This window comes from Brachybacterium alimentarium (assembly GCF_002332425.1).
GTDB lineage: Bacteria > Actinomycetota > Actinomycetes > Actinomycetales > Dermabacteraceae > Brachybacterium > Brachybacterium alimentarium.
This window is the reverse complement of record NZ_NRGS01000025.1, coordinates 14,590-25,930: the sequence shown is the minus strand read 5'-3', so window position 1 is coordinate 25,930 and position 11,341 is coordinate 14,590. Positions and strand designations below refer to the sequence as shown.

The window sequence follows — 11,341 nt, the reverse complement described above, 5'->3', positions numbered from 1 at the left end:
CCGTCGCTCCTCCCCGGCGGCCCATTCGTGGCTCCCGCCCGCGCGGCAGCACCCAGCTCGACGTACAGCATGAGATCCGCACTCTCGGAAGGACCCGCATGACCCTCCACACCCCCGCGACGCCCCAGGCCGCGGAGCATGAGACCCGTGAAGCCCAGCAGTGGTGGCGCGACGCCGTCGTGTACCAGGTGTATCCGCGCTCCTTCGCGGATTCGGACGGCGACGGCATGGGTGATCTGCCCGGCGTCACGGCCCGCCTGCCTTACCTGCGGGACCTCGGGGTGGACGCCATCTGGCTCTCGCCCTTCTACACCTCGCCCCAGCATGACGGCGGCTACGACGTCGCCGACTACACCGATGTCGACCCCCGGTTCGGTTCCCTGGCCGACGCCGACGAGATGATCACCCGCGCCCATGAGCTGGGCCTGAAGGTCATCGTCGACGTCGTCCCCAACCACTCCTCCTGCGACCACGTGCTGTTCCAGCAGGCGCTGGCCGCAGCTCCCGGCTCCCCCGAGCGCGACATGTACATGTTCGCCGAGGGGACGGGGACGGACGGCGAGCTGCCGCCGAACAACTGGACCTCGATCTTCCACGGCCCGGCCTGGACCCGCGTCACCGAGGCGGACGGCACCCCCGGCCAGTGGTACCTGCACATCTTCGACACCTCCCAGCCGGACTGGAACTGGGAGAACCCGCGCGTCCACGAGCTGTTCCAGGACGTGCTGCGGTTCTGGCTCGACCGCGGGGCCGACGGCTTCCGGGTGGACGTCGCCCACGGCATGATCAAACCCGAGGGGCTTCCGGACGCCACCGTGAACGCCGAGGGGCTGATCGACATCCCCGAGGGCGAGGTGCCGGTCTACTTCGACAACGACGGGGTGCTGGACATCTATCGCGAGTGGCGGCCGATCCTCGACTCCTACGAGGGTGAGCGCATGATGGTGCTCGAGGCGTGGATCCCCGAGCACCGCCTGCCGCTGTACATCGGCGCCGAGAAGGCACATCAATCCTTCAATTTCGGCTTCCTCCAGGCCCGCTGGGGCGTCGAGACGATGCGCGCGGCGATCGAGAAGCCGCTCGCCCTGGCCGACGCCGTCGGCTCCCCCACCACCTGGGTGCTGTCGAACCACGACGTGATCCGCCATGCCTCCCGGTACGGGTTCGCCCCGGACTACCGCTTCGGCGAGGGCCTGCGCCGCGACGAGGTGCCCGATGCGGAGCTGGGTCTGCGGCGTGCCCGCGCCGCGACGCTGCTGATGCTCTCGCTGCCCGGATCCGCCTATCTGTATCAGGGCGAGGAGCTCGGGCTTCCCGAGGTCAGCGACATCCCCGACGAGCTGCGCGAGGATCCCTCGCACCTGCGCGCCGGGGTGCCCGGCCGCGACGGCTGCCGTGTGCCGCTGCCCTGGGAGCAGGACGCCCCGGCGTTCGGCTTCTCCTCGACCGGGGAGAGCTGGCTGCCCCAGCCCGCGGAGTTCGGTCCGCTCGCGGCCGACGCCCAGCAGGGCGTGGAGGGCTCGACCCTGGAGATGTACCGCACCGCGCTCGGCCTGCGGCGTGAGCTGACCCTGGGCAGGCCCGAGCAGCCGGTGGTCTTCGAGGAGGATCTGCCCGAGGGGGTGCTCGGGGTGACCCGCGGCGCGCTGACCGTGCTGGTGAACACGACCTCGGCGGCGGTCGCCCTCCCGGTCGGGCACCGTCTGGCGGGCGCCGAGGTGCTCGTCGCCTCCGCGGAGACGACGCCGGGCACCCTGCCCGCGGACAGCGCTGCCTGGGTACGGGTCGGCTGACCCGAGTCGGACGGATCACGGTCGGTCGCGGCGCGCGCTGTGCGCTGCGGCCGACCGTCCTGTCGCGGATAGGATCGGCGCCATGCCTCGACCCGATTCGCTCTCGCCCCTCTCCGGCCGTCCCCTCGACGGCGCTCCCGCCGCTCCGGCGGAGTTCGACCTGGTGCTGCTGGGCACCGGGCTCGGCGTGTACACCCTCGCCCGTGCCTTCCATGAGGAGTACGGCGTCGTGGCGACCGTGGTCACCAAGGTGGGCGTCGAGCCGATGCGCCGCTCGGTCACCTGCGACATGCGTGAGCTGGGCGGGGACGCGAGCGACGAGGACCTGATCACCGCACTGGTGGACCTGGCCGGTGAGCGCCAGGGCGGTCGCCCGCAGCTGCTGCTGGCCAATGCCGATTCGCTGATCCAGCTGATGAGCGATCACCGCGAGCGGCTGGCGCCTCACTTCGTGATGCCGATCCTGGAGGCCGACACGCTCGAGCGGTTGTCGGACAAGGCCGAGTTCGCGCGCCTGTGCACCGAGCACGGTGTGGCCACGCCGCGCACCGAGGTCATCGACCTCAGCGCTCCCCGGGGCGAGGGCTGGGAGCCGCCCCGCACCGAGATCCCGTTCCCTCTGGTGATGAAGGCCGCCCGCACCGCGGACATGGCCGGCGTGCGTTTCGCGGGCAAGAAGAAGGTCTGGTTCCTCTCCGAGCCCGCGGAGCTGGAGGAGCTGGTGCGCGCGATCGCCGATGCCGGATACACCGGTCGGCTGATCGTCCAGGAACTGATCCCGGGCGATGACACCGCCGAGGGCTCCCTCACCGCCTATACCGACGCCGCGGGACGGGTGACGCTGCTGTGCTCGGCGCGTGTGCTGCTGGGTGAGCACACCCCGGATGCGCTGGGGCGCCCCGCCGCGATGATCACGACCGAGTTCGGCGATGCGCTCCCCCAGGCTCGCGCCCTGCTCGAGGCCACCGGTTACCGCGGTTTCGCGAACTTCGACGTCAAGCGGGATCCGCGGGACGGGATCTGGAAGTTCTTCGAGGTGAATCCCCGCATCGGGCGCAACAACTTCTACGTCACCTCCGCCGGCGCGAACGTGTCCCGCTTCGTGGTCGCCGACGCGATCGAGCATCGCGAGATCGAGCCGGTCACGCGCGTCGACGAGATCCTCTATTCACTGGTGCCGATGCCGCTGCTGATGCGCTACGTGCGGGACCCCGAGATGCGGCGCTGGGTGCGCACCGTCGCGCGCCGTGGGGTCCGCAACCCCTGGACCTACGGGCCCGACGGCGGCTGGGCGCGTCGGTATGCACGGATCGTCGGCCTGAATCATGTGCGCAAGTTCCTGCGCTACTACCCCAAGCCCACGGACTCCGGCTTCTGAGCGAGACCGTCCGGAGGAGACCCTCTGAGCGAGATCCTCTGCACGGGATCCACTGAGGGAGGCCTGTTCGCCGGGGCCCGTCAGGAGGATCGGGGCTCAGCGGCTCGCGGCCAGGAGCAGGCTGCTCAGATGTCTGCTCACCGGAAGACTGCTCACCGGAAGGCTGGGGTGAGCTCCTTGCCGCCCTCGCGCACGGTGATCCGTGCGAGCTCGGTGAGCGAGTCGACCAGGCGTGGGTCCCCACGGTAGTCGTGCTGGTCGTAGGCGACCGACAGCTCGGTGCAGCCCAGCACCACAGTGCCCGCGCCCTGCGCGAGAGCCCGGTCGAGGCAGGACTCGAACAGCGTCAGGTCGACCGGCTTACCGGCCTTGACCTGCTCGTAGATGAGCCGGCTGACATCGTCCTGCAGCGCCTGATCGGGCGTCCAGGGGGTGCCTCCGGCGCGCTCGATCTCGTCCTGGTAGACCCGGGCGTGGATGTTGCCCTCGGTCGCGAAGACGGCCACGGGAGCGTCGCCGGCCGTCGCCACGGCCACCTCGGCAGTGGTCTTGACGATGCTCAGCAGCGGGATCGTCACCGCGGACTCGACCTGCAGCGCGTAGTGGTGGGCGGTGTTGCAGGGCAGCACCAGCAGGCTCGCGCCGGCGCGCTCGAGCATGCGGGCGTCCCGTGCGATCACCGGCCCGGGATCGGCGGCGTCGGGGTCGAGGATCCCGGCGGTGCGATCAGGGGTGGTGGAGTGCTGGGAGACCAGCAGATCGAGATGCTCCTGGTCGCTCCCGGCGGAGGTGGCCCGGATGAGCACGTCGAGGAACACGGCGGTGGCCGCCGGTCCCAGACCGCCCAGCACGCCCACCACGGGGCTCGACCAGTCATCGCCGTCCAGCCGACCTCCCTCGAGACGGCCTGCCTCGAGGCTCGTTCCTTCGCGGGGTGATCGCTGGGGCGGGGCTCCGTCGGGGTCGCTCACGAGGGGTCCTGCTCCGTGCGGCTCGCGCGTCGGGGCACGAGCCGCGAGAGGCGGTCACCGCCCTCGGGCCGGTAGTGGCGCTGGAACTTCAGCACGAAATTGGCGGCGGCGGCGAGGGCGTAGCCGCGGCGCTTGGGCTGGGTCTCCGCCTCCGGGTAGTGCAGGGGATTGCGCACCCGACGGGCCTTCAGCACCCGGCGCAGCTGGGCCCTCGCCTCGGGCTGGGTCGTGTAGCGGCGCACCAGCGCGGTGGGCACGACCGTGTAGAGCACCTCGGGCTGGTCCTGGATGATGCCGTCCTCGCCGATGCCGGAGCCGGGGCCCTCGGTGGGCAGGGCGTTCCGGAGGTGCTCGTCGACGTACCAGGTCACCGGGTTGTGCCCGCCTGCGGTGATGTAGTAGTTCGAACGGCCCAGGCGCGGGTTGAGCTCGAAGAACTTGGTGCGGCCGTCACGACGGTCGTACTTGAGGTCGAAGTTCGCGTAGCCGGTCCACCCGAGCTCTGCGCACAGGCGCTGGGCCTGGTCGACCATCTCGCGGTCCACGCCGGTGATGATCGCGGCCGGGTTGCCGATCGCCCCGGGGGCGTGCTCCTCCAGCAGGGTGCGGCCCCAGGAGCCGAAGCGCACGCGGGAGTCCGCGTCGCAGTAGACGGTGAGGATGCGCATGTACTGGTCATCGCCCGGGATCCGGTCCTGGACGATGATCGAGCTGCGGTAGCCGGACTCGCGGATCGTGCGCAGCAGCTCCAGCAGCTCCTCGCGGGAGGGGACGGTGTGGACCTTGCTCTGACCGGGGAACTGGACCCGCTTCCAGTCCGAGACCTCGGCGGGCTTGGCGATGACCGGGAACTCGAAGGGGATCTCGAGGTCGTCGGGGACCTCCTGGGCCAGGTCGACCACGACCGTCCCGGGATGGTCGACGCCCAGTCCCTGGCACAGCCGGGTGAAGTTCTGCTTCTCGGTGGCGGCCACGAAGGTGTCGTGGGAGACGTAGGGCGCGATGTAGCGCTCGTCCAGCCCGATCTCGTCCCGCACCTCGATGATGGCCTTCACCGTCGAGTCCGCGGAGCCGAGCAGGATCAGGGGGAGCCCAGGATGCTCCTCGGCGATGCTCTGCAGCACGGGTGCGAGCTTCTCGGCGTCGAAGGGGTCCTCGCAGCGCACGTTGTCGATGAGGGCCGAGGTGCCGACCACCCATCCGGCGAGCCGCGAGACCACCACGGTCCGCAGGCCGTACGCCTCGTGGAACGCTCGGGCGAGGGAGTAGGCGCCGATGTCGCCGCCGACGACGACGGGCAGGAAGTCCACGCCCTGCGTGGTCAGTGCGTTCTCAGGCATGGCCGCCAGTGTAGCGGCGCGGCACCTGGTGACCGGCTCGACTCGTCGCCGGGCACCACCTAGGCTGGAGGGATGGATCACCACACGAAGGATTCGAGCGATTCCAGCCCCCTGACACTGTCGTCGCAGGCCACGCCCGACGGCACCGTCGTGGCTCCCCAGCAGGTGGTGGAGAACCTCGGCGGGCAGAACCTCTCCCCCGATCTCACCTGGTCCGGAGCCCCGGAAGGCACCCGCTCCTTCGCGGTCACCCTGTTCGATCCGGACGCCCCCACCGGCTCCGGCTTCTGGCACTGGATCGCCTGGGACATCCCCGCCGGCACGACGTCGCTCCCCCTCGGGGTCGCCCGCGACGACACGTCGCTGCGCCAGGCCGTCAACGATTTCGGCAACCCCGGGTATGACGGCCCCGAGCCGCCGGCCGGTCCGTCCCACCGCTATGTGTTCACCGTGCACGCCCTCCCGGTCGAGTCGCTCGACGCGGACCCCGAGGCGCCGCACGTAGGAACCCGGTTCGCGATCTTCTCCCAGCAGCTGGCCTCGGCGTCCTTCACAGGCCATTATCAGGTGGACGGCTGACGCACAAGGGGGAAAGACTCCTCGACGACTCGGGCGCGCCCCGTCGTGCCTGCACAGAGCCGGTCGTAGGCTCGGAACATGCGATCCACGAAAATCCACGACGAGCGGTCGGCGCAAGAATCAGACCTGAGTCTGACGTCGTTCATCCGCTCGGAGGACGCCGTCGATCTTCGCAGCTGCGAGCCTTCAGGGGTGAACGCGCTCAGCATGCTCCCTTCCCCACGGACCGCCGCCCAATGGCCGCCCGCGACCTCCGGCTCGTCCCCTCGTGGTCACCGCCCGCTCCGCGTGCTGCTGACCACCGATTGGTGGGAGCCGGTCGTCAACGGAGTGGTCGCCTCGGTCGCGACCCTGCGCCGGGAGCTGATCGCCCTGGGCTGCGACGTCCGCGTGCTCACCCTGTCCCAGGGCATCCGCTCCCGCAGCGAACCCGGCGTGTACCGCATGGGTTCCGTCTCCGCTGCCCTGTTCTACGACCGGGCCCGGATCGGCATGCCGGGCAGCCGCCGGGTCCTGCGCGACATCGTGCGCTGGCAGCCCGACGTCGTCCATTCGCAGTGCGAGTTCTCCACCCACGTGTGGGCCAGGCGCATCGCCCGCACCGTCGGAGTCCCGCTGGTGCACACGTACCACACCATCTACGAGGACTACACGCACTACTACTCCCCCAGCCGCACCGTCGGCCGCAAGGTGGTCTCCACCTTCAGCCGCCGGGTGCTCTCGGGAGCTGACGCCGTCATCGCACCGACCGCGAAGGTCGCGACCCTGCTGGACGGCTACGGCGTGACCGAGCCCGTCCACGTCGTGCCCACCGGGCTCGATCTGCAGCGGTTCCGCCCCGCCCGTACCGAGGCCGAGCGGCAGGACGCCGTCGCGCTCCGCGACGGGCTCGGCATCACTGCTGAGCAGAAGGTGCTGATCTCCGTGTGCCGCCTGGCCAAGGAGAAGAACCTCGACGAGGTGCTCGACATGGTCGCCGCCGCCGGACGCGAGGACACCGTGCTCGTGCTCGTCGGAGACGGTCCGTACCGGGAGGAGCTCGAGAAGCGCGCCGTCTCTCTCGGCATCACCGACAGGGTCCTCTTCACAGGCGTGGTCGATCCCGCCGAGGTGCAGCGCTGGTATCGCATGGGCGACGTGTTCGTCAGCGCCTCGCGCAGCGAGACCCAGGGGCTCACCTTCATCGAGGCCCTTGCCTGCGGCCTGCCGCTGCTGTGCTACCGGGACCCGTCCATCGCGAGCGTCGTGCTCGAGGGGCGCACCGGCTGGCAGATCGAGGGCGCCGAGGAGTTCGCCGCCCGTCTGGAGACGCTGCTGGAGGATCCGTCGCTGCAGGCGGAGATGTCCGCCGCGGCCGTCTCCCACGCGGTGGCGACCTGCGGTGCCAGCGAGTTCGGGCGCGCCGTGCTCGACGTCTACGGGTCGACCCTGCAGCGCAGCGGTCCGCAGATCATCACCCGCCAGGCCGTGGCGGCATGAGCACCGCCACCGGCTCCGTGCCGGTGATCGCGCGGCCCCTCGAGCGCGCTCCACGTCTCACGCGCGGCGCTGCCCTCGCTCACGGACCAGCTGGAGCGCACACCGCGCCGTCGTCGGCCGATCCCGTTCTGTCAGTCGGCAGCGCCCCCGCGACGAGCGCGGCTGCTCCGGCCGACGGCGTGCCCTCCCGCCGGGATCCGGTGCGGCTGGCCGCCCGGCTCTCCCCGTTGCTGGGCCTCGCGATCAGCGCGACCCTCGTGGTGTGGGGGCTGCAGACGGGAGTGCTGCAGTCGCTGGAGAACCTGCAGGCGTTCATCGGCTCGCTCGGAGCGTGGGGGCCGGTGGTCTTCCTGCTCGCCTCGACCGCCTCGGTCGTGTTCCCGATCGTCCCCGCAGGTCTCCTGGTGATCGCCGGGCCGGTGCTGTTCGGCGCCCTGGAGGGCACCGTCTACAACTACGTCGCCGTGTGCGCCGGGTCACTGCTGAACTTCCTCATCGCCCGGCACGTGGGGCTTTCACTCATCGAGCGGATCTTCTCCGAGCGAACGGTCGAGAAATTCCTGGGCTGGACCCGCAGCGCCCACTTCACGAGAGCCTTCGCCCTCGCGATCACCCTGCCCGTCGCTCCGGACGATCTGCTCTGCTACATCGCCGGCACCACGCGCATGCGCTGGCGCACCTATGTCCTGATCATCCTGCTGTGCAAGCCGTGGGCGCTGATCGCGTACGGACTCGGCATCAGTGCCCTCGTCCTGCGCTACCTGCCCTGGTGAACGGAGACCCCATGCTCATGAAGAATCGCGCCGTGGCCCGCCCGCACGGTCCCGGTGCCCGGCTGCAGCGCCGGATCGAGCAGCTCGCTCGCCGTGTGCGCACGGGCCATCGGGCCTCCGGCCAGAAGACCGCGGGAATCGCAGAGGACAGTGATCACGCGGAGCAGCAGCTGCGGGTGCTCCTGCCCCGCGGCCTCGCCCGCCTCGCCACGCAGTCGGGCATCGGCGCCGCCATCCGCCATCAGGAGGAGGTGGTGCGCTCGCTCGGCCACGAAGTAGTCACCAATCCCCTGCGACGCTTCGACATCGTGCACCTGAACACCCCCTTCCCCGACACTCCGCTGTTCGCCGCCTGGGCGCGACTGCGGCGACGGCCGGTGCTGGTATGGGCGCATTCCACCGAGGACGACTTCCGGGATTCGTTCCCCGGATCGAACACGCTCGCCCCGACGTTCCGCCGTTGGATCGCCTTCCTGTACCGGCGCGGCGACGCGGTGGTCACGCCCAGCGAGTACTCCCGCGACCTGGTCTCGGCGCCGAAGTACGGGATCACCGCGCCGATCCATGTGCTCTCCAACGGTGTGGACACCACGTTCTTCCAGCCCGACCCGGGAGCACGGGCCCGGCTGCGCACATCCCTCGGGCTGGAACCGGGCGCGAAGGTCGTGCTCAGCGTGGGCATGCAGCTGGTCCGCAAGGGGATCCTGGACTGGGTGGAGGTGGCGCGTGCCCTGCCCGAGGTGACCTTCGTCTGGTACGGGCGCACCGATGAGCGCCTGCTGACCGCCGACGTGCGGCGCGCCCTCGGCTCGGCGCCCCCGAACGCCCTCTTCCCCGGGTACATCACACCCGTGCAGCTGCGGGAGGCCTACTGCGGGGCCGACGCCTTCTGCTTCCTCACCAAGGAGGAGACCGAGGGCATCGTGCTGTGGGAGGCTCTGGCATGCGGCACCCCTGCCCTGGTGCGGGCGATCCCGCTGTACCGCGACCGGATGCCGGACGGGGTGCTCACCCATCAGGTCGCCGGGGACGGGCCCGGTTTCGCCGCAGACGCCGCCGCTCGGCTGAGCGCCCTGCTGGACGGCGAGCTCGAGGATCTCACCTCGGCCGGGCGCCGCGCGGCCGAGGGCGTGGATCTGTCGCAGGTCGCCCAGCAGCTGCAGGAGATCTACCGGGCCACCGGCGTCCTCGCTCCGGCACCGCAGGCGGACTGAGGCGACCGGACGGTCCGCGCCCGCCGGGCGCCCGTCGGACAGGCGTCAGATGGACCGAGCCCGTCGGAGGCCCGTCGGACGGGCTGGGACGACCGAGCAGAGGAGGCAGTCCGGATCAGCGCCGGCGCTGCGGATCCCACAGCACGAGCGCTCCCCCGCCCCGACGCTGAGGGCGCTCGCCACGACGCAGCGCGCTGATCTGCCCGTCACGGTCCGCGGAGAACACGCGGCGCTGGGCGGGGCTGAGCGAATCGAGGGTCTCCCGAACCCCGTCGAGCTGCCCGTTCAAGGCCCTGACCTCGTCCTGCAGCTCGAGGATGCGCTTGATGCCGGCGAGATTGATGCCCTCCTCCTGCGAGAGCTGCTGGATCTCCCGGAGCCTGGCGACGTCCACGACGCTGTAGCGCCTGCCCCGCCCGCGCGTGCGGCGAGGAGTGACCAGCCCGATGCGGTCGTACTGGCGCAGGGTCTGCGGGTGCATCCCGGACAGCTCCGCGGCGACGGAGATCACGTAGACGGGCGCGCGCTCGTCGATGCGGTGCCGGGCTGCCAAGGGAATGCTCCTTCCGGGACGGCGGAGAAGCACGATCGGTGGCGCTTCTCCTGCTGCTCCCACTGTGCCAGGTGGCCCCCGGCCGTGGGGTGGGACGGGTGCGGTGGTGACCGTCCCGAGGAGAGGGACGGTCACCGGTTGCTCAGCGCGCGGCGGCCTCGCGGAGGCCGGCGCGCGGGTCCTCGTCGGTCAGCGCCTCACGGAGGTCCTCGACCGCCTTGCGGGCGGCGCCCTCGACATGCGTGGGGACGGCGATCTGCACAGTGACCAGGAGGTCCCCGGTCTTCTTCTTCGTCGCGATGCCCTTGCCGCGCACCCGCAGGGTGCGGCCGCCGGGCGTTCCGGGAGCCACCTTCACGCCGACGGTGCCGCCGTCGAGCAGCGGCACGGTGAGCGTGGTGCCCAGCACCGCCTCGTCGAAGGAGACCGGGACGGTCAGGCGCAGGTTCGCGCCGTCGCTGCTCCACACGGGGTGCTCCTCGACGTCGAGGCTCAGCAGCAGGTCGCCGGCGGGGGCGGAGCCCGGCCCGGGGCGTCCCTTGCCGCGCAGACGAATCTTCTGCCCGTCGTGCACGCCGGCGGGGATGCGGGTGGTCACGTTCTTGCCGTCCACGTTCAGGCGCACCTCGGTGCCGAGGGCCGCGTCGCGGAAGCTGATGCGGGTACGGGCGGAGACGTCCTGCCCCTTCGCGGGGGCGCCGCCGCCCTGGAAGCCGGCCGGCCCGCCGCCGAAGCCGCCGCCCTGGCCGCCGAACATCCGCATGATGTCATCGAGGTCGGGGTTCGCGCCGCCGCCGGGGGCCGCACGACCGCCGCCGGGGAAGCCGCCGCCCTGGCCGCCGAACATCGAGGAGAAGATGTCCTCGAAGCCCGCGCCGCCGGCGCCGCCGCCCTGGCCCGCGGAGAAGCGCGCCCCGCCGGAGCCCATCGCACGGATCGCGTCGTACTGCTGGCGCTGCTCGTCGTCGTTGAGCACCGAGTACGCCTCGCCGATCTCCTTGAACCGCTCCTCGGCCTGGGCATCGTCGGGGTGGTGGTCGGGATGGTACTTGCGGGCCTTCGTGCGGTAGGCCTTCTTGATCTCCTGCGCGCTCGCGTCCTTCGAGACGCCGAGGACCGCGTAGAAGTCCTTGTCGAGCCAGTCCTGCTGGGACATGTGCGTCTCCTTCCGGGAGCGGCAGGGTCTTCTTCTTCTGAGTGTCTAGGGGACGGGCGGGGCCTGCCGGCCGGTCTCCGGCTGGCAGGCCCCGCCGTCAGGGGT

At 71.0% G+C, this 11,341-nt stretch carries 10 protein-coding genes; 6 read left to right on the top strand and 4 right to left on the bottom strand.

Annotated elements, in window-relative coordinates; genetic code table 11:
• Positions 1–98: 98 nt before the first annotated feature.
• Positions 99–1,793, top strand: a complete 1,695-nt coding sequence (locus CIK71_RS14010) for a glycoside hydrolase family 13 protein (RefSeq protein WP_096166295.1) — start codon at positions 99–101, stop codon at positions 1,791–1,793.
• An 82-nt stretch (positions 1,794–1,875) separates the two neighbouring features.
• Positions 1,876–3,171 (top strand): carboxylate--amine ligase, encoded by a 1,296-nt coding sequence (locus tag CIK71_RS14005; protein ID WP_245857588.1) that lies wholly within the window; start codon positions 1,876–1,878, stop codon positions 3,169–3,171.
• A gap of 152 nt (positions 3,172–3,323) precedes the next feature.
• On the opposite strand, the gene cuyB is transcribed toward CIK71_RS14005, so the two are convergent.
• Together cuyB and CIK71_RS13995 are read right to left on the bottom strand one after the other, a co-directional pair.
• Positions 3,324–4,142 carry a cysteate racemase gene (cuyB, locus tag CIK71_RS14000; RefSeq protein WP_241964054.1) on the bottom strand — a complete coding sequence of 273 codons (819 nt, stop codon included), beginning with the start codon at positions 4,140–4,142 and terminating at the stop codon, positions 3,324–3,326.
• Positions 4,139–5,482 (bottom strand): carboxylate--amine ligase, encoded by a 1,344-nt coding sequence (locus tag CIK71_RS13995; protein ID WP_096166294.1) that lies wholly within the window; start codon positions 5,480–5,482, stop codon positions 4,139–4,141. Before CIK71_RS13995 ends, cuyB begins: the two co-directional genes overlap by 4 nt.
• A 72-nt stretch (positions 5,483–5,554) precedes the next feature.
• On the opposite strand from CIK71_RS13995, the gene CIK71_RS13990 reads away from it, so the two are divergent.
• The 4 genes from CIK71_RS13990 (at position 5,555) to CIK71_RS13975 (ending at position 9,527) form a co-directional block, all read left to right on the top strand.
• Positions 5,555–6,061: a YbhB/YbcL family Raf kinase inhibitor-like protein gene (locus tag CIK71_RS13990; protein WP_096166293.1), complete on the top strand. Its 507-nt coding sequence runs from the start codon at positions 5,555–5,557 to the stop codon at positions 6,059–6,061.
• Between the two features lie 192 nt (positions 6,062–6,253).
• Entirely contained in the window at positions 6,254–7,540 is a 1,287-nt protein-coding gene (locus tag CIK71_RS13985; protein ID WP_245857585.1) for a glycosyltransferase family 4 protein, read from the top strand.
• Entirely contained in the window at positions 7,537–8,313 is a 777-nt protein-coding gene (locus CIK71_RS13980) for a TVP38/TMEM64 family protein (protein ID WP_241964052.1), read from the top strand. The genes CIK71_RS13985 and CIK71_RS13980 overlap by 4 nt, the downstream gene beginning before the upstream one ends.
• 11 nt (positions 8,314–8,324) lie before the next feature.
• Positions 8,325–9,527, top strand: a complete 1,203-nt coding sequence (locus CIK71_RS13975) for a glycosyltransferase (RefSeq protein ID WP_176485656.1) — start codon at positions 8,325–8,327, stop codon at positions 9,525–9,527.
• A 115-nt stretch (positions 9,528–9,642) separates the two neighbouring features.
• Here CIK71_RS13975 and CIK71_RS13970 read toward each other — a convergent pair whose 3' ends face one another.
• Together CIK71_RS13970 and CIK71_RS13965 are read right to left on the bottom strand one after the other, a co-directional pair.
• Positions 9,643–10,080, bottom strand: a complete 438-nt coding sequence (locus CIK71_RS13970) for a heat shock protein transcriptional repressor HspR (RefSeq protein ID WP_096166292.1) — start codon at positions 10,078–10,080, stop codon at positions 9,643–9,645.
• A 142-nt stretch (positions 10,081–10,222) separates the two neighbouring features.
• Positions 10,223–11,236 (bottom strand): DnaJ C-terminal domain-containing protein, encoded by a 1,014-nt coding sequence (locus CIK71_RS13965; RefSeq protein WP_096166291.1) that lies wholly within the window; start codon positions 11,234–11,236, stop codon positions 10,223–10,225.
• Positions 11,237–11,341: the final 105 nt, after the last annotated feature.

What these genes read in the sequence shown, in the direction of transcription:
- CIK71_RS13995 (WP_096166294.1), bottom strand. Translation starts at nt 5,482, where the DNA reads ATGCCTGAGAACGCACTGACCACGCAGGGCGTGGACTTCCTGCCCGTC.
- CIK71_RS13980 (WP_241964052.1), top strand. Translation starts at nt 7,537, where the DNA reads ATGAGCACCGCCACCGGCTCCGTGCCGGTGATCGCGCGGCCCCTCGAG.
- CIK71_RS14005 (WP_245857588.1), top strand. Translation starts at nt 1,876, where the DNA reads ATGCCTCGACCCGATTCGCTCTCGCCCCTCTCCGGCCGTCCCCTCGAC.
- CIK71_RS13990 (WP_096166293.1), top strand. Translation starts at nt 5,555, where the DNA reads ATGGATCACCACACGAAGGATTCGAGCGATTCCAGCCCCCTGACACTG.
- CIK71_RS13965 (WP_096166291.1), bottom strand. Translation starts at nt 11,236, where the DNA reads ATGTCCCAGCAGGACTGGCTCGACAAGGACTTCTACGCGGTCCTCGGC.
- CIK71_RS14010 (WP_096166295.1), top strand. Translation starts at nt 99, where the DNA reads ATGACCCTCCACACCCCCGCGACGCCCCAGGCCGCGGAGCATGAGACC.
- CIK71_RS13975 (WP_176485656.1), top strand. Translation starts at nt 8,325, where the DNA reads ATGCTCATGAAGAATCGCGCCGTGGCCCGCCCGCACGGTCCCGGTGCC.